General features: G+C 71.1%; 16 protein-coding genes. 6 read left to right on the top strand and 10 right to left on the bottom strand.

All coding sequences use genetic code 11. The annotated features are described in order from the left end of the window. Nucleotides 1-33 precede the first annotated feature (33 nt). Both IEZ27_RS08700 and IEZ27_RS08695 read right to left on the bottom strand, forming a co-directional pair. On the bottom strand, nucleotides 34-339 hold the full coding sequence (locus IEZ27_RS08700; RefSeq protein WP_125637122.1) for a hypothetical protein: 306 nt from the start codon (nucleotides 337-339) through the stop codon (nucleotides 34-36). Nucleotides 340-456: 117 nt separating this feature from the next. Continuing rightward, nucleotides 457-1,032, bottom strand: coding sequence for a helix-turn-helix domain-containing protein (locus tag IEZ27_RS08695; protein WP_189646731.1), 576 nt, complete (start codon nucleotides 1,030-1,032; stop codon nucleotides 457-459). An 88-nt stretch (nucleotides 1,033-1,120) separates the two neighbouring features. Here IEZ27_RS08695 and IEZ27_RS08690 point away from each other — a divergent pair, with 88 nt between their 5' ends. Further along, nucleotides 1,121-1,963: a DMT family transporter gene (locus IEZ27_RS08690; RefSeq protein ID WP_189646730.1), complete on the top strand. Its 843-nt coding sequence runs from the start codon at nucleotides 1,121-1,123 to the stop codon at nucleotides 1,961-1,963. Nucleotides 1,964-1,982: 19 nt separating this feature from the next. Further along, entirely contained in the window at nucleotides 1,983-2,927 is a 945-nt protein-coding gene (locus IEZ27_RS08685) for a sensor histidine kinase (protein ID WP_189646729.1), read from the top strand. Nucleotides 2,928-2,932: 5 nt separating this feature from the next. Here IEZ27_RS08685 and IEZ27_RS08680 read toward each other — a convergent pair whose 3' ends face one another. Further along, complete coding sequence (locus tag IEZ27_RS08680) at nucleotides 2,933-3,520, bottom strand: sigma-70 family RNA polymerase sigma factor (RefSeq protein ID WP_229823670.1); 588 nt, start codon at nucleotides 3,518-3,520, stop codon at nucleotides 2,933-2,935. A gap of 249 nt (nucleotides 3,521-3,769) precedes the next feature. On the opposite strand from IEZ27_RS08680, the gene IEZ27_RS08675 reads away from it, so the two are divergent. Continuing rightward, a complete protein-coding gene (locus tag IEZ27_RS08675; protein WP_125637126.1) occupies nucleotides 3,770-4,843 on the top strand; it encodes a PLP-dependent cysteine synthase family protein in 1,074 nt (357 codons plus the stop codon). A 7-nt stretch (nucleotides 4,844-4,850) separates the two neighbouring features. Here IEZ27_RS08675 and IEZ27_RS08670 read toward each other — a convergent pair whose 3' ends face one another. Continuing rightward, entirely contained in the window at nucleotides 4,851-5,822 is a 972-nt protein-coding gene (locus tag IEZ27_RS08670) for an ABC transporter substrate-binding protein (protein WP_189646728.1), read from the bottom strand. 99 nt (nucleotides 5,823-5,921) lie between these two features. Here IEZ27_RS08670 and IEZ27_RS08665 point away from each other — a divergent pair, with 99 nt between their 5' ends. Genes IEZ27_RS08665 through IEZ27_RS08655 form a run of 3 tightly spaced genes read left to right on the top strand, consistent with a single transcriptional unit; the run spans nucleotide 5,922 to nucleotide 8,781 of the window. Next, complete coding sequence (locus IEZ27_RS08665) at nucleotides 5,922-6,950, top strand: FecCD family ABC transporter permease (protein ID WP_189646727.1); 1,029 nt, start codon at nucleotides 5,922-5,924, stop codon at nucleotides 6,948-6,950. Further along, complete coding sequence (locus tag IEZ27_RS08660; RefSeq protein WP_189646726.1) at nucleotides 6,947-7,990, top strand: FecCD family ABC transporter permease; 1,044 nt, start codon at nucleotides 6,947-6,949, stop codon at nucleotides 7,988-7,990. The genes IEZ27_RS08665 and IEZ27_RS08660 overlap by 4 nt, the downstream gene beginning before the upstream one ends. Next, on the top strand, nucleotides 7,987-8,781 hold the full coding sequence (locus tag IEZ27_RS08655; protein WP_125637130.1) for an ABC transporter ATP-binding protein: 795 nt from the start codon (nucleotides 7,987-7,989) through the stop codon (nucleotides 8,779-8,781). The genes IEZ27_RS08660 and IEZ27_RS08655 overlap by 4 nt, the downstream gene beginning before the upstream one ends. A 10-nt stretch (nucleotides 8,782-8,791) precedes the next feature. On the opposite strand, the gene IEZ27_RS08650 is transcribed toward IEZ27_RS08655, so the two are convergent. From IEZ27_RS08650 to IEZ27_RS08630, 6 genes are all read right to left on the bottom strand, one after another. After that, entirely contained in the window at nucleotides 8,792-10,468 is a 1,677-nt protein-coding gene (locus IEZ27_RS08650; protein WP_189646725.1) for a tetratricopeptide repeat protein, read from the bottom strand. A 252-nt stretch (nucleotides 10,469-10,720) separates the two neighbouring features. Beyond that, complete coding sequence (gene ftsY, locus IEZ27_RS08645; protein ID WP_189646724.1) at nucleotides 10,721-11,896, bottom strand: signal recognition particle-docking protein FtsY; 1,176 nt, start codon at nucleotides 11,894-11,896, stop codon at nucleotides 10,721-10,723. A 67-nt stretch (nucleotides 11,897-11,963) separates the two neighbouring features. Beyond that, nucleotides 11,964-15,677 carry an AAA family ATPase gene (locus IEZ27_RS08640; RefSeq protein ID WP_189646723.1) on the bottom strand — a complete coding sequence of 1,238 codons (3,714 nt, stop codon included), beginning with the start codon at nucleotides 15,675-15,677 and terminating at the stop codon, nucleotides 11,964-11,966. Between the two features lie 182 nt (nucleotides 15,678-15,859). Continuing rightward, nucleotides 15,860-16,054 (bottom strand): hypothetical protein, encoded by a 195-nt coding sequence (locus IEZ27_RS53725; protein ID WP_026214481.1) that lies wholly within the window; start codon nucleotides 16,052-16,054, stop codon nucleotides 15,860-15,862. A 190-nt stretch (nucleotides 16,055-16,244) separates the two neighbouring features. Further along, nucleotides 16,245-16,553, bottom strand: coding sequence for an acylphosphatase (locus tag IEZ27_RS08635; protein ID WP_189646722.1), 309 nt, complete (start codon nucleotides 16,551-16,553; stop codon nucleotides 16,245-16,247). Further along, nucleotides 16,550-17,452 carry a LysR family transcriptional regulator gene (locus IEZ27_RS08630; protein ID WP_189646721.1) on the bottom strand — a complete coding sequence of 301 codons (903 nt, stop codon included), beginning with the start codon at nucleotides 17,450-17,452 and terminating at the stop codon, nucleotides 16,550-16,552. Before IEZ27_RS08630 ends, IEZ27_RS08635 begins: the two co-directional genes overlap by 4 nt. Nucleotides 17,453-17,517 lie beyond the last annotated feature (65 nt).

Genomic DNA, 17,517 nt, shown 5'->3' with positions numbered 1-17,517 from the left:
ATGTTTTCCCCCGAAACACCGCACGCGGGGGCCTTACGGATAGTCCTGGACCGGTCTCCCCCGTAGTTCCCTGGCCAGGTCGTCCCACCAGGGTGGGATGTCCGCGTGCAGCTCCTTGTAACGGCGCGCCACACGCATGGCACATCCAACCGGATCCGTACCCAGATGACGACGTTTAACCGGACCTTCCTGCCAACGGTAAAAACCATCCCGGTAGTGCACGACGAGACCGATCCAGACCGAGATGGTCGCTCCGTCGCCCACCTCGTACGCGCTGGTGACGCCCAGCCCGTGCAGCTCCGCCTGGAGTTTCTCCGCCGCCGCGCGGGCTTCGGTCACACGCCACCCCCTGCCGACGTTTCCGTACACAAACGATGTACCCAGCAACGGGCATCAGCCGTCCAAGACATGGAGTAATCATGAAACTCCGGGGGGTCATCCGCAGGCCGTTCGACGTTATTGGTCCGGCGCCTCGCGCGGCTCGGCGACCACCATCACCAGCCGGAGCTCCCGCTCGCCCGCGTTGGCGTAACGATGCGGGCGGTCGGCCGTGAACAACACGGCCGACTCCGCGCCGATCACGTGGCTCCTGCCGTGGACGCTGAGCGTCAGCTCGCCCTCCAGCACGGTCAGCATCTCGCGGGTGCCCGGCGGATGGGCGTCACCGTCGTGGTGCTGCCCGGGGCCGAGCCGCCAGTCCCACAACTCCAGGATCATCGGCGAGTCCGCGCCGACCAGCAGCTTGGCCTGTACGCCGCCCTGGTCGAAGGTGACCACGTCGCTCTTGTCCACGACGCGGACCATGGGCACGTCGGAGACCTCCACCAGCCGGGCCACGGTGACGCCGAGCGCGGAGGCGATCCGGGTGAGGGTGGACACGCTGGGGTTCGTCCGCCCCTGCTCGACCTGGACGAGCATGCCCCTGCTCACCCCCGACCTGGCGGCCAGCGCGTCGAGCGTGAGGCCGCGGTGGGAGCGCTGGGCGCGCACGTTGTTCGCGATGGCCCGCGTGATGGTCTCCGGATCTTCCATGCGGTGCAGTGTAGTGAATGGGTTGTGCATTCTGTTGCACCCTATATGTTGTACTAACAGTGCATTCTGTTGAACCAAAGGAGGCGACGTGACCGCGGTGATCCTCGCGACCGCCTGCGCGGTGGTCTACGGCACGGCCGACTTCTTCGGCGGCCTGGCCACCAAGCGTTCGCAGGTGCTCTCGGTCGTCGCCCTCTCCCAGATCGCGGGCCTGGCGCTGATCCTCGTGCTGCTGCCCGTCCTGCCGGGCGTGCTCGGCGGCGCGGCCCTGTTCTGGGGGCTGCTGGCCGGCCTGTCGGGCGCGGCGGGGCTGGCGCTGTTCTACCGCGCGCTGGCCACGGGCGTGATGTCCGTGGTCGCGCCCACGACCGCGGCCACCTCCGCGGCGCTGCCCGTCCTGTACGGCCTGGCCACCGGCGAGCGCCCGCACTTCTGGGCCCTGGCCGGGGTCGTGCTGGCGCTCGGCTCGATCCTGCTGATCAGCCAGGACAACTCGGGCGGCGCGGGCGGCTCGTTCGGGTCGGTGCTGGTCTCCCTGGCCGCGGGGGCCGGTTTCGGCGGGTTCTTCATCCTGCTGGCGTTGGCGCCGTCCGAGGCGGGCCTGTGGCCGCTGGTCGGCGCCCGGCTGTCGTCGGTGACCGTCGTGGCCCTGCTCGCCCTGCTCACGCGCCGCTCGCTGCGGCCCGGCCCGGGGTCGCTGCACATCATCGTGGCGGCCGGCGCGCTCGACATGGCGGCGAACGTGCTCTTCCTCCTGGCCCAGCGGCAGGGCCTGCTGAGCCTGGTCGCCGTACTGGTCTCGCTCTACCCCGCCAGCACCCTGCTGCTGGCCCGGCAGGTGCTCGGCGAACGCCTGCGCGCCGTCCAGGTGGCCGGGGTGGCCTGCGCGCTCGGAGCGGTCACTTTGATAGCCGTTGCACAGCCCGGCTAGCCCTTGCTACGTTTCGGCCGTGCGCCGTGAGCGGGCACAGTCGCTGAAGCACGTCGCGGTACCGTACGACTCGGATCGGGCCTTCCTCGACCTCGTCGTGCCGCGCGTGCGCGCCGCGCTGGACGAAGACCGGCGCGTGCTGGCGATCAACCGTCCCAGCCGCCTGGCGCTGCTGGCCGAGGCCCTCGGCGGCGACGCGCGCCGCATCGACAGCCGCCCCTCCAGCGCCTGGTACGGCCACCCCCACCGGATGCTGGCCGCCTACCACGAGTACACCCGCGGCAGGCCCACGCTCGTCGTCGGCGAACCCGTCTGGACCGGCCTGAGCGAGCCGCGCGTCCAGGACCTCATCCGCTACGACTCGGTCATCAACGCCGCCCTCGCCGCGGCCCCCCTTGTCATGATGTGCCTGTACGACCAGCGCCACGTCCCCGAGCCCGTACGCGAGCTGACCCCCGTGGTCCACCCCCTGCTGCTGGGGGCCGGGGGCGAGACCGCGAGCAGCCTCTTCGTCGAACCCCACGACCTGGTGCTCGACGGCGACCACGCGCCGTTCCCCGAGCCGGGCCCGGGGGCCCACACCGTGCGCTTCACCGCCCGCGAGCTCAAACGCCTGCGCCAGACCGTCGGCGACTACGCCAGGACGGCCGGCATGGACCGCAACCTCATCAGCTCGCTGGTGCTGGGCGTCTCCGAGGTCGCCGCGAACTCCATAGAGCACGGCGCGGGCTTCGGCACGATCACGATGTGGGTGGAGGACCGCGAGCTGGTCTGCGAGATCGCCGATCCCGGCGGCGCCCTCGACGACCCCCTGCCGGGCTACATACCACCGGAGCCCGAGTCCCCACGGGGATACGGGCTCTGGATCAGCAGGCAGCTCTGCGACCGGGTACGGCTGCGCCACGAAGGCGGCGTGTCCCGCGTCCGCCTCCACCTGTCCCTGGACTCGGCGACGGCCTTCTAAGGCCGTCAGGCCGCGGCGCGCGGGGCAGGAAGGCGTACGGCGCCCTCCTCGCGCGCGTAGTCCTCCAGCATGCCGCGGAGCTGGCGGCGGCCGCGGTGGAGGCGGGACATCACGGTGCCGATGGGCGTCCCCATGCGCTCGGCGATCTCCTTGTACGCGAAGCCCTCGACGTCGGCCAGGTAGACGGCCACGCGGAAGTCCTCGGGCAGGGAACGCAGGGCGTTCATCACGACGCTGTCGGGCAGCCGGTCGAGCGCCTCGGTCTCGGCCGAACGCAAGCCCGTGGAGCTGTGGGACTCGGCGGCGTGGAGCTGCCAGTCCTCGATGTCCTCGGCGGCCGACAACTTCGGCGAGCGCTGCTTCTTGCGGTAGTCGTTGATGAAGTTGTTGGTGAGGATCCGGTGGAGCCACGCCTTGAGGTTGGTGCCCTCGCGGAACTGGTGATACGACGTGTACGCCTTGGCGACGGTCTCCTGCACCAGGTCCTCGGCGTCGGCGGCGTTACGGGTCAGGCGCATGGCGGAAGCGAACAGCTGCGACGTCACGGGCACGACATCGCGCTCGAACCAGTCCTGACGCTGCTCATCGGTCATAGTGATCAATTTCATTCCCCCTTGCGCTATCCCCCGTTCGGCACAAGCCGCCTGACAGCATTCCTCATCCTCGCAACTCCCGAGTAAGGGTGGCGTTAGGAGAGTTCACCTAGGTCAGAAGGGGTTTCAGTCCATCTGGCTCGCGGCGTGCGTGGTCACGTCCACGGCCGGACAAGTCTCATTATCATAACACTACCCACCCAATATCACAGGAATAGTGGTCAGAGTCACAGGGGATAGCGTATGGACATGGAGTTTGTGGACCGTCACGACACTGGGACACGCCGTTGGGTGGCGGAGGCCATCCGCAAGGTGGAGGCCGACGCCAACCGGAGTTGTGATACGCACCTGCACGTCTTTCCGCTTCCCTCGCATTGGGGGGTAAACCTCTACCTGAAAGACGAATCGGTGCACCCAACCGGTTCACTCAAACACCGGCTCGCCCGGTCCCTCTTCCTGTACGGCCTCGCCAACGGCTGGATCGGCCCGGCCACCACGATCGTGGAGGCGTCCAGCGGCTCGACCGCGGTCAGCGAGGCGTACTTCGCCCGGCTGCTCGGGCTGCCGTTCATCGCCGTCATGCCCGCGTCCACGTCGCCGGAGAAGTGTCACCTCATCGAGTTCTACGGCGGGAAATGTCATCTCGTCGCCGACCCTGGCGCGATCTATGAGGAATCTCACCGTCTGGCCGCCGAGACCGGAGGCCACTTCATGGACCAGTTCACCTACGCCGAACGCGCGACCGACTGGCGTGGCAACAACAACATCGCCGAGTCGATCTACTCCCAGATGTCCATGGAGCCGCATCCCGAACCCGCCTGGATCGTCGTGGGCGCCGGCACCGGCGGCACGTCCTCCACGATCGGCCGCTACATCCGCTACCGCCGCCACCCCACCCGCCTGGCCGTCGTCGATCCGGAGGGGTCGGCGTTCTATCCGGGCTGGGTCTCCGGCGACCCGTCGGCCACGGCGTCCGGGTCGCGGATCGAGGGCATCGGACGTCCCCGGGTGGAGCCCTCGTTCCTGCCGAGCGTGATCGACCGCATGATCGCCGTGCCCGACGCCCGTTCGATCGCCGCCATGCACTGGACCCGCGAGGTCACCGGCCTCGACGTGGGCGGCTCCACGGGGACGAACATGGCGGCGTGCGTCGATCTCATCAGGGAGATGCGCGAGGCGGGCGACCAGGGCAGCATCGTCACCCTGGTCTGCGACCGCGGCGACCGCTACAAGGGCACCTACGACAACCCGGAATGGCTGGCCGGCCAGGGGCTGGACCTCGAACCCCACCTGGCCGGCCTGCGCGCCTTCCTGCCGCGCTGAGCGCGGGTCAGACGGTGGGCTTGGCCGGGTCGACCGAGAAGATCCCGGCCAGGTCGTCCAGCATGGCGTGGGCGCCCTGGATGCCCACGGCGCTCATCCAGGTCAGGTCGCTGACCTCGTGCTTCTCGCCCTTGAGCCGGCCCCACAGGGGGTTGCCGACGAACTTCTCCTTGGGGCCGTCGCTGGCCGGGTCGGGGTAGGTGGCGACGAAGATGCGGTCGGCGTCCAGGTCGGCGATGCGCTCCTGGCTGACGTCCACGGCGATGGCGTCGTCCTTGGTCGGCTGGCCCTGCGGACGCGGGAAACCGACGTCCTTCAGCACCACGCCGGAGTAGGACTTCTCGACGTAGAGCCGGACCGTGGGCTCACCGGCGAAGCGCACGATCGAGATCGTCGGCAGCGTCCCGCCCTCCTTGGCCTTGATCGCGGCCCCGATCTTGCCCGCGCGCTCCTCGAACGCCTTGATCCTGGACTCGGCCAGCGCCTCCTTGCCCAGGGCCCGGCCCATGAGCCGCAGGTTGTCCTTCCAGATGGCGCCGGTGGTCTCGCTGAAGACCGTGGGAGCGATCTTCGACAGCTTGTCGTACAGGGCCTCGTGCCGGACCTTGGCCGACACGATCAGGTCGGGCTTGAGCGCGGCGATCTTCTCCAGGCTCGGCTGCTCCAGCGTCCCGACGGGGGTCGCCTCCTTGCCGTACTGGGCGGCGACCGGGCCGAGGTAGTCGGGCAGCTTGGTGTCGATCGACCGGTACGTGGTGTAGCCGACCACAGGGGTCTCCAGCGTGAGCACGGCGTCCACGAAGCTCTGGTCGAGGGCCACGACGCGCTTGGGCAGCCCGGAGATCGCGGTCGAGCCCATGGCGTGCTCGATCGTCCTGGAGGCCGCCGCGGACGAGGGTGTGGCCGAGGGCTCCGTCGAGCCGCACGCGGCCACCCCCGCCACCAGCAGTACACCGGCCAGCACCCGCCACGCTCTCATCGGAACCCTTTCTCGAAGTAAGGCGAACCTAAATTAGGTTAGCCCTGCCTAACCTGGCATACTTCACCACGATCGGGCAAACAAGGGGAGGAAAAACACGTGACCGCGCTCGCGCCCCGCCTTCACGGCATCCGGCGCCGGCGGCTCGGCCTCCTGCTCGTCCTGCTCGCCGCCGTCGCGGCCGCGGCGGTGCTGAGCATCACGATCGGCTCGAAGCCCGTACCGCCCGGCGACGCCTGGCAGGCACTCACCGCGCCCATGGGCAGCGAGAACGACATCATCATCCGTTCGCTGCGCGTCCCGCGTACCGTGCTCGGCGTGCTGGCCGGGATCGCGCTCGGCGTCGCGGGCGCGCTCATGCAGGGCCACACGCGCAACCCGCTCGCCGACCCCGGCCTGCTGGGCGTCACGCAGGGCGCGGCGTTCGCCATGGTGGCCTCGATCATCCTGCTCGGCGCCTCCAGCCTGCTCGCCTACATCTGGTTCGGCCTGGCGGGCGCGCTGGTGGCCAGCGTGGCGGTGTTCGCGCTCGGCATGACGGGCGGCAGAGGCGGGCCCACCCCGGTCACGCTGGCCCTGGCCGGCACCGCGGTCAGCGCCCTGCTGTACGCCATGACCTCGGCCATCGTGCTCCTCGACGAGCAGGCCATGGACGTGTTCCGCTTCTGGCAGGCCGGTTCCATCGCCGCCAGGGGCCCGGACGTCGTCTGGCAGGTGCTCCCGTTCATCCTCGTGGGCCTGCTGCTGGCCATGGTCAACGCCCCGGGCCTGAACGCCCTGTCGCTCGGCGAGGACGTCGCCCGTTCGCTCGGCCAGAACATCGCCCTGACCAGGGCGGTCGGCGTCGCCTCCGTCACCCTGCTGTCGGGCGCCGCGGTGGCCGCGTGCGGCTCGCTGGCGTTCGTGGGCCTGATCGTGCCGCACCTGGCCCGTCCGCTGTCGGGCACCGACCACCGGTGGCTGCTGCCGTACTCGGGGCTCGTCGGGGCGGCGTTGCTGCTGGTCGCCGACGTGATCGGCCGCGTGGTCGCCCCTCCGGGCGAGCTGGAGGTGGGCGTGGTCCTCGCGCTGCTCGGCGCCCCCTTCTTCGTCGCCCTGGTCCGCCGCAGGAAGCCGGTACGGCTATGACCGCGCTCTCCCTGCGCCTCGGCGCCCTGTCCTGGCGGCTGCGCCTGCGTGCCGTCACCGTCAGCGTGACCGGCCTGGTGCTCCTGATCCTGCTCATGGCGCTCAACATGCGCATCGGCGACCTCCCGATGAGCCTGCCGGAAGTGCTCCAGGGCACCTTCGACGTCAACAGCGCGGCCCACTTCGTCATCATGGAGTTGCGCCTGCCGCGCGCGCTGACCGGCGCCCTGGTCGGCGCGGCGCTGGCGCTGTCCGGCGCGCTCATCCAGTCCATCGCCCGCAACCCGCTGGCCAGCCCCGAGATCCTCGGCGTCACGACCGGCGCCTCGGTCACCGTCGTGGCCGGCGTGGTGGCCAGCGGCAGCGTCTACGGCGGCACCAGCGGCCTGCTGGCCACCCTCGGCGTCCCCGCGCTGGCCCTGCTCGGCGGCCTGCTCGGCGCGGCCGTCGTCTACGGCCTGGCCTGGCGGCGCGGCCTGGACGGCTACCGCCTGGTCCTGGTCGGCATCGGCGTGGCCGCCGTGTTCACCAACGTGAAGTTCTGGCTGCTGACCGTCGGCGACGTGAACGACACCGGCCGGGCCATGGTCTGGATCAGCGGCTCGCTCAACGGCCGCGGCTGGGAGCACGTCGTCCCGGTGGCGCTGGCGCTGGCCGTGCTCGTCCCGGCCACCCTGCTCGGCACCCGTTCGCTCGACGCGCTGCGGTTCGGCGACGACGTCGTCACCGCGCTCGGCGTACGGATGAACGCGGCCCGCGGGCTGCTGATCCTGGCCGCCGTGCTGCTGGCCGCGGTGGCCACCGCCTCGGCCGGGCCGATCGCGTTCGTGGCGCTGGCCTCGCCGCAGATCGCGCTCAGGCTGGCCCGCTCGGCCCGGCCGCCGCTGCTGTGCTCGGCGGTCACCGGGGCCGTGCTCACCGCGGGCGCCGACCTGATCGCCCGGACCGTCTTCTCGCCGATCGAACTGCCCGTCGGCATCGTCACGGCCGTGCTGGGCGCACCGTACCTGATCCACCTGATCTGGAGGGCACGCAAATGAGGCTGCAGGCCGCGGGCGTCAAGCTCGGCTACGGCGACCGGACCATCGTGGACGGCCTCGACCTGGGCATCGAGGCGGGCACGGTGACCACGATCATCGGCCCGAACGGCTGCGGTAAGTCCACCCTCCTGCGCGCGCTCGGCCGCCTGCTCAAACCCCAGGGCGGCCAGGTGCTGCTGGACGGCAAGCGCATCGACTCCATCCCCACCCGCGAGGTGGCCAAGATCCTCGGCGTGCTGCCCCAGGCGCCCTCGGCCCCCGAGGGACTGACGGTCGCCGACCTGGTGGCCAGGGGCCGGCATCCGCACCAGACGTGGTACCGGCAGTGGTCCTCCGACGACGAGTCGGCGGTCGCCGCGGCGCTGTCCATGACCGGCCTGGCCGACCTCGCCGAACGACCGCTCGACGAGCTGTCGGGTGGCCAGCGGCAGCGCGCCTGGATCTCCATGGCCCTGGCCCAGGGCACCGACCTGCTGCTGCTCGACGAGCCCACCACGTTCCTCGACCTGGCGCACCAGGTGGAGGTGCTGGAGCTCGTACGTCATCTGCACGAGCAGGCCGGGCGCACGGTCGTCATGGTCCTGCACGACCTCAACCTGTCCGCGCGCTACGCCGACCGCCTGGTGGCCATGCGCGCCGGCCGGGTCGTCGCGGCCGGCACCCCGCACGAGGTGCTGACCGAGGAGCTGCTGCGCGAGGTGTTCGAGCTGGACGCCAAGATCATCGAGGACCCCGTGGCCGGAACCCCCCTGGTGGTGCCGATCGGCCCGCTCTCAACACCACGAGCCTGACCCTCACCCCTCAGCACTCAGCCAGCGCCCGTTCGACGTCCTGGTCGTCCGGGGCCAGCTCGGCAGCCCTGAGCAGGTCCTGCCTGGCCTCCTTGGCCCTGCCCAGCTCCCGGTACACCATCGACCGGTTGAACAGCAGCTCCACCGTCTCGGTCAGCTTCAGCGCGCGCGTCAGGTCGGACAGGGCGCCCGCGTGGTCGCCGCGCTCGAAGGCCAGCACGGCCCGGTTCCCCCAGGCGGCGGGCAGGTCGGGGTCGATCTCCAGCGCGGCCTCGAAGGCGGCGTACGCCTCCGGGTGGCGGCCCTGCGCCGTCTCCACCTGGCCGAGCACGCACAGCAGGTGCGCGTCGCGCGGCCGGAGCGCCAGCCCGCGCGCGACGTCCGCCCTGGCCCGCTCGTACTCGCCGTGGAGCGCGAGGATGCCGCACCTGTTCACGTACGCGGCCGCGAAGCCGGGATCGAGCTCCAGCGTACGGTCCAGGTCGGCACGGGCGCCTTCGAGGTCGCCCGCCGCGAACCGCAGCTCCGAACGGTTGTAGTACGCCTCGGGGAAGGGCGGGCTGAGCCGAGTCACCGTCTCGTAGTCGGCCAGGGCCTCGGCCGGTCTGCCGAGCTGGTTGAGCAGATTGCCCCGGTCGAGGTAGTAGTCGGGGTAGCCGGGATCGGCGTCGATCGCCGCGGTGTAGTCGGCCAGCGCCTCCTCGTACCGGCCGGCCTGGGCCAGGAGCTGGGCCCGGTTGGCGCGCAGCACGAGCCGGTGGATCGGGTGCTCGCCGGCCAGGTGCTCATCGGCCAGCGCGATGGCCTGCTCGACCAGCCCGAGCGCGTTGCCCGACCGGCCCGCGCGCAGCTCGACCAGGGCCTTTCCGTTGAGGTCGAACCCGAGGTGGAAGGCCCGTTCGCGGGGGTCGGGCAACAACGAGGTGATCGTGACGGCCTCGTTGATCCAGGCCATCGCCTCGCCGGGGTCGCGGCGGGCCGGGTCGTGGTGGCGTACCAGGATCATGGCGGTGGCGTACGCGATCGTGGCCCGGTGCTTGGGGTCGGTGCTCACGCGCCTGGCCCGGTCGTAGAGGGCGCGGGCCTCCTCCTCGCGTTCCACGGCCTCCAGGGCTGAGGCTACGCGTTGCACGAGGGTCTGCCATTCGTCCGGATCGTCCTCGTACGCCATGCCGCGCAGCGCCTCCAGCCCCGACTCCGCCATGGCGTGGTGGAAGCCCTCGTCGCGGAAGCGGTCGAAGTCGGCGCACAGCGGACCCTCGCCGGGCGCCGACGGCCCTTCCTCGACACGCAGCAGCCCGGGGTCGAGCCGGCGGCGCAGCACCTCGACCAGTTCGGCGTCGGTGTGGTCGGCCTCGCCCAGGTTCGACACGACGAGCGTGAGCGGGCCCGTGAGGGTCAGGAGCTCGCGGACGAACTCGGCCAGCCCGTTGGCGATCCTGAGACTGCGGCGGGCCCCGGGGATGAGGATGCGCTGGGCTCTGGGCAGGTCGTCGGCCAGCGAACGCCTGCGTGCCGGGACGACCGTCCGCAGGCGGGGCGCCGCGACCCGGATCTCCACGTCGTACGCGGCGACCAGCTCGGGCCGGCGGTCGAGTGCCTCGGGAACCAGCAGGTCGAGCAGGGCGGCGGCCAGCGAGTAGGGCCCGGCGATCCTGCGGTCGGCGTCGAGGGCGATCGTCCTCACGACTGCCCACCTCCCAGCGGTCGGCGTTCCCGCGTGGAAACGCCGACCCAGTAACAGGTCAAGGAGTGTGTCGCGGCGAAGCCTGTGTGGACGGTCTGACAGTCCCGGGCCGATGTACGACGATCTTCTTCATGGGCACCCCTCGGTGATCGCGGATAACCCGAACATGTCAGCACAAAGCCAACTAACCACTCAAGACTTTTCTGGTAACGGCCATATCGGCATGAATTAGGACACAACCGATACCGAGGGTCAGTCGCCCAGAATCGCGTCCACGAACACCTCGGGGTCGAACGGCGCCAGGTCGTCAGGCCCCTCGCCGAGCCCCACGAGCTTGACCGGCACACCCAGCTCGCGCTGCACCGAGATCACGATGCCGCCCTTGGCCGTGCCGTCGAGCTTGGTGAGCGCGATGCCGGTGATGTTGACCACCTCGGCGAACACCTGCGCCTGGCGCATGCCGTTCTGGCCGGTGGTCGCGTCGAGCACGAGCAGCACCTCGTCGACCGTGGCCTTCTTCTCGATGACCCGCTTGACCTTGCCCAGCTCGTCCATGAGACCGGTCTTGGTGTGCAGGCGGCCCGCGGTGTCGACGATGACGACGTCGACCTTGTCCTCGATGCCCTTGGCCGTGGCGTCGAAGGCCACCGAGGCCGGGTCGCCGCCCTCGGGCCCGCGTACGGTCTCGGCGCCGACCCGCTCGCCCCAGGTCTGGAGCTGGTCGGCCGCCGCCGCGCGGAACGTGTCGGCCGCGCCCAGCACGACCTTCTTGCCGTCGCCGATGAGCGAACGGGCGAGCTTGCCCGTGGTGGTGGTCTTGCCCGTGCCGTTGACGCCCACGACGAGCACCACGGCCGGCCGCTCGCCGTGCTTCTGAACGTGGAGGCTGCGGTCGAGGTCGGGGTTGATCTGCGCGAGAAGCTGCTCGCGCAGCAGGCCCCGGACCTCCGCCGGGGTACGGCTGCCCAGCACCTTGACCTTGGTGCGCAGCTCCTCGACCATCGCGCGGGTCGGGGCGACGCCCACGTCGGCGGTGATCAGGCTCTCCTCGATCTCGTCCCAGACGTCGTCGTCGAGCCGGTCGCGGGACAGCAGCTCCAGCAGGCCGCGGCCGAGCGAGCTCTGCGAACGCGCCAGACGCGAACGCAGCCGCACCATCCGGCCCGCGGACGGCGGCGGCACCTCGACCTCGGGCGCGATGACCATCGGCTCGGCCGGCTTGATCGGCGGCGGGACCGTGGTGACCGCCCCGCCGGCCTCCTCGACCGGTCCGGCGGGCCGCTTCTCCTCCTCGGGAAGCGGCGGCGCCTGCGGCGGCGGCACGGGCGGCGCCGCCTTGCGACCCGGCCTGAACAGCAGGAAGAGGCCGCCGACCGCCAGCAGGGCGACGACGACCACGATCACTATGACGCCGAGGTAACCATCCACAAGATGTCAGTTTTCCAGATCGACCGGCATGGTCATGCCCAAGGCACACGGATGATGACAGGCCGGATCAGGCGGATTCGCGCTCCCGCAGCCGCTGGCTGATCACCTGCGTCACGCCGTCACCGCGCATCGACACGCCATAAAGGGCGTCGGCGATCTCCATCGTGCGCTTGTTGTGGGTGATGACGATGAGCTGGGAACTCTGCCGCAACTCCTCGAACAGGGTCAGCAGACGCTGGGTGTTGGTGTCGTCGAGCGCGGCCTCGACCTCGTCCATCACGTAGAACGGCGAGGGCCGCGCCTTGAAGATGGACACCAGGAACGCCACCGCCGTCAGCGAACGCTCGCCGCCCGACAACAGGGACAGCCGCTTGACCTTCTTGCCCGGCGGCCTGGCCTCGACCTCGATGCCCGTCGTCAGCATGTCGGCCGGGTCGGTGAGCACGAGCCGCCCGTCACCGCCGGGGAAGACCCGGCCGAAGATCTGCTCGAACTCGCGCGCGACGTCCTCGTACGCCGAGGCGAACATCTGCTCGACCCGGTCGTCGACCTCCTTGACCACGGTGAGCAGGTCGCGACGGGTCTTCTTGAGGTCTTCGAGCTGCGAGGTCAGGAAGGCGTGGCGCTCCTCCAGCGCGGCGAACTCCTCCAGCGCCAGCGGGTTGACCTTGCCGAGCTGGGTCATCTGCCGCTCGGCGGCCCTGGCCCGCTTCTCCTGCTCCTCGCGGACATAGGGGACGGGCGGGTCGCCGGGGACGGGGGCGTCGGGGCCGTACTCGGAGATCAGCGCCTCGACCTCGACGCCGAACTCCTCCATCGCCCGCTCCTGGAGCTGTTCCAGCCGCAGGCGCTGCTCGGTGCGGGCCACCTCGCTCCCGTGGACACGGTTGACCAGCTTGTCGAGCTCCTGGCCCAGCTCGCGTACGCGCAGGCGGACCTGCTTGAGCTCGGCGTCGACGGCGACGCGGGCGAGGTCGGCGTCGTCGCGCTCGCGGGAGGCGAGCTGGATCGAGGACGCGAGCGCCGTGAGCACCTGCTTGGCGCCCTTGCTGACCGCCTCGGCCACCACGGCCTGCCGCCTGCGCCTGGCCCGCTGAGCGGCGGCCTGGGCGCGTTCCTGGCGTTCGCGCTGGGCGGCGCGCAGCAGGCCGTCGGCGCGGCCCTCGATGCCCCTGACGCGCTCCTCGGCGGTGCGCACCTGCAGCCGGGTGTCCATCTCGCGCTGCCGGGCCGTCTCGCAGGTCGCGGCCAGGTCGTCGCGTACGTCGGTGGTGGGCTCGGTCTCCAGCTCCTGGGCGTATTCGGCCTCGGCCAGCCGGATCTCCAGCTCGGCCAGCTCCTCCAGCCCCTCGGTACGGGCGTCCTGGGCGGCCGTGACGCTGCGGGTTAGGCGTTCGGCCTCGGCGTGCGCGGCGTGCGCGGCGGCCTCCAGCTGGGCCAGCCGCTTGGCCGCCGCCGCGTTACGCTGGTCGGCCTCACGCTGGCGGGCCCTGACCTGGTCGAGGACGCCCTGCGCGGCGCTCACGCCGGCCTGGGCGGCGGTGACCGCGCTCTGGGCCTCGTTGACGTGCGCCTGGGCCGCCTCGACGGCCGTCTGCGCCTCCTGCTCGCCCTCGATCGCCCGGTCGAGCGCCTCGGCCGTGGCCTCGGCCGTGGCCTCCGCCTCCCGCAGGTCGTGCACGGCCTCGTCGAGCGCCGCCCGCACCTGGAGCACCGAGGTGCCGCCGGCCGACCCGCCGCTGGCCAGATGGGCCCCGAGCACGTCGCCCTCCTCCGTCACCACCCGCAGGTCGGGACGCAGAACGGCCAGCTCGCGGGCCGCGTCGAGCTTGCCGACCACGACGACGCCCGCCAGCACGTGGTCGAGCGCCGGCCGCAGATGGTCAGGCACGGTGACCAGGTCGGCGGCCCACCGGCCGCCCTCGGGCGCCTTCGGGCGGGACTGCGCAACCTCGGAGTGGCCCGGCGTGTCCGAAACCCCGCCCTGGCCGCCGGCGCCCGCCACGAGCAGCGTCACCTGGCCCGCGTCGGTGACACGCAGAAGGTCGAGCGCCTCGACGGCGGTGTCGAGGGTCTGGACGGCGACGGCCTCGGCCACCGGACCGAGCACGGCGGCGACCGCCAGCTCCGCACCCGGCGTGACCTGCATCGAGGCGGCCAGCGGGCCCAGCACCCCGGTCAGCCCGGCGTCGAGGAGCGCGGCGCCGCCGTCGCCCTTGGCCAGGCCCAGCTCCAGCGCGTCGCGGCGGGCCTGGAGCGCGGCCACCGACCGCTGGGCCTCCTGGTCGGCGGCGCGGGACGTGGTGACCGCCGTCTTGGACGCCTGGAGGGCGGCCCGCGGCCCGCCGAGCCCCGCCCCGGCCTCGTCGGCGGCCGCGCGGGCCTCGTCGGCGACCGCCTTGGCCTCCTCGACGACGGCCTGCGCGGTGGCCAGCTCCTCGGCGAGCGCCGGATCGGCCGCGGGCTCCTCGGCCCGCTGGGTCTCCAGGTCGGCCAGGGCCTGCCGTTCGCGTTCGGCGGCGTCGGCCACGGCCTTCTCCAGCCGCCCGATCTCCTCCTCGGCCGCGCGCGCCCTGCTGCGTACGGAGTCGACCTGGCCGCGCAGCCTGGCCAGGCCCTCGCGGCGGTCGGCGGCGGCACGGGCGGACATCGCGAGCCGCTGCTCCTCCGCGCTCAGCTCGGCCTCGGCCTCGGCCCGCCGCTGTACGGCCTCCTCCAGCAGCTCCTGGGCGTGTTCGAGCTCGGCCCGCAGGATGTGCTCCTGCTCGCGCACCTCGCCGGCCTCGCGTTCGAGGTCTTCGGGATCGCGGCCGCGGCGTTCGATGGCGGCGGCGTCGAGGGCGTGGCGGTGGCGTTCGGCGGCGAGCTGTCCGAGGCCGGTGATGCGCTCGCGCAGGGAGGAGAGCCTGAAGAAGGTCTCCTGGGCGGCGCTCAGCCGCGGCTGGGTCTCGGCCTCGGCGGTCTCCAGGGCCGCCTCGCGCTGCTGGCCCTCGGCCAGCTCGGTCTCGACCTGGTTGCGCCGGGCCGTGACGGCGGCCTCGTCGGCGGCCTCGCGTTCGAGCGTGGCACGCAGGATGCACAGGTCGTCGGCGAGCAGCCGCAGCCGGGCGTCACGCAGGTCGGCCTGGATGACGGCGGCCTTGCGGGCGATCTCCGCCTGGCGGCCGAGCGGTTTGAGCTGGCGGCGCAGCTCGGTGGCGAGGTCCTGCACCCGGGTGAGGTTGGCCTGCATGGCGTCGAGCTTGCGCAGCGCCTTTTCCTTGCGCTTGCGGTGCTTGAGCACGCCGGCGGCCTCTTCGATGAAGGCGCGGCGGTCTTCCGGGCCCGCGTGCAGCACGGCGTCGAGCTGGCCCTGGCCGACGATGACGTGCATCTCGCGGCCGATGCCCGAGTCGGACAGCAGCTCCTGGATGTCGAGCAGGCGGCAGGTGTCGCCGTTGATGGCGTATTCGCTCTGCCCCGACCGGAACATCAGCCGGCTGATCGTGACCTCGGTGTAGTCGATCGGCAGCGCGCCGTCGGAGTTGTCGATGGTCAGCGTCACCTCGGCGCGGCCGAGGGGCGGCCTGGAGGAGGTGCCGGCGAAGATGACGTCTTCCATCTTGCCGCCGCGCAGCGACTTGGCGCTGTGCTCGCCCATGACCCAGGCGAGGGCGTCGACGACGTTGGACTTGCCCGAGCCGTTGGGGCCGACGACGCAGGTGATGCCCGGCTCGAAACGCAGGGCGGTCGCCGAGGCGAAGGATTTGAAGCCGCGCAGGGTGAGGGTCTTGAGGTACAAGAGCGACCCCCTTCTTCTCCCTGACCGCGGCTGAACGGGCTTCGGAAAAGCCTACTGGTCCCGGCCGCCCCACGTGGGCGTGTCGATGACCAGGGCTTTTCCGACCAGGGCTTTTCAGGGCGGGGAAAATAACAAGGGACGCCTCTCAGAGACGTCCCTAGGGTCTTGCGCTCCGATCACTCTCAGGTGAGTGCCGGCTCGCGCTCCTGCAAGCGACTGAGCGCTTCGTCGCGGGTTTGCGCCGCAAGAGCGTCATTCGTGGCCTGAAGTCGGATGAGTTCTGCCTCCAGATCCCGGATACGCTGCTGCAAGCGACGCATCTCCGAGACCATCCGAGGGTCAGGACCGCCGACGTGGCCGAGTAGAGCCTTCGCCATGGTAAAGGGTCCTCCACGCTGAGTGACCAGACTGGTTCGCGCACTTCAATTCCGCGGGAGGGGTGCGCGTGGTACTTAACAAGAGTCGCACCGGCAGTGTGGGCGGTCAAGTCGAACGAACCGCAACGCCCTACTGATAGGCACTCCCGACATACAACTATACCCTATTTGGGCGGTTTAGCAAAAGCCGCTACCGCTCTACAAAACCACCCAAACTACCTCGGGCTTCGCTCCATCGTTCCACTACTCCATCGACCCTTCCCGGCGTGTCGCAACCTCTGAGCAGTTCCAACAGCTTGACGCACGCCTCCCGTGGGCCCTCGGCGACGACCTCGACCCGGCCGTCGTGGGTGTTCCGTGCCCAGCCGGTCAGGCCGAGCTCCAGCGCCCGGGCCCGCGTCCACCACCGGAAGCCCACCCCCTGGACCCTCCCCCGCACCCAGACGGTTACTCGGACGTTTCCCGAAGCTTTGTCGCCATTACTCTTCGTATCCGTCATGCCGCCACCGTCTCATGCCGTCGTACGAATTCCATGGCCAGATCATTGAACGCCAGGATGGCGGCCGTACGGCCCGACCGCAGCCAGGCCAGGCCCAGTGACGAGGGAGGCAGGCCGTCGACCGGCACGAACGTGATGTCAGGCCGCCGGTGGTGATCGGCGCTCGGCTTGCAGAAAAGCATGCCGCCGCGGTTCAGGGCGACCTGGGTCAGGCCCTCCTGGGCGGTGGCCACCGTGCCGGCTCTGGGGATCGGCCGCCCGGCGGGGGTGAGGGTCGGGGCCACGTGCTCCCGCCAGCGGCGCGGGGCCGGGTCGTCGAGGCCGAGGAGGGCGACCGAGGCCAGTTCCTCGGCGTCGACGCCCGCCCGGCGCGCCAGCGGGTGGCGTACGGACAACCCCAGCTCGACCGGGCAGTGGTTCAGCTCGGCGCCGCCCTCCAGGTCGGGCTCGTCGAGCGGCAGCAGCGTGAACGTGAGATCCACCCGCCCCTCGCGCAGCTTGGTGAAGGGGTCGGACAGCGGCACCTCGATCAGCTCGACCATGCACTCCGGATACCGGCGCTCGAACGCCGCCACACTGCCCGCGATGATCTCCGTGGGCGTGGCCAGGAACCCCACCCGCAGCAGGCCCGTCACCTCACGGGCCGACGCCGTCGCCCGCGACACGGCCGCCGCCATGCCGTCGTAGGCGGGGCGCAGGTCGTCCAGGAAACGCCGGCCGAGCGGCGTCAGGCGCACCCGCCTGCTGGTGCGGTCGAAGAGCCGGCCGCCGATGCGGGTCTCCAGCGCGCCGATGAGCTGGCTCACCCGGCCCGGCGACAGATACAGGCGCTCGGCCGTACGCGCGAAGTGCAGTTCCTCGCTCAGCACGAGAAAGCACTCCAGCTCCCTGAACTCCATGCCACTCCCCTGGACGCGATCGCTTAGCCCGTCTAAACCAAGGCTTCGAGCTTCGTCATTGTTCC

The organism is Nonomuraea spiralis (genome assembly GCF_014648435.1).
GTDB classification, from domain to species: domain Bacteria; phylum Actinomycetota; class Actinomycetes; order Streptosporangiales; family Streptosporangiaceae; genus Nonomuraea; species Nonomuraea spiralis.
Note: the sequence above shows the minus strand (reverse complement) of the source record. Positions and strands in the feature narration are given on the sequence as shown.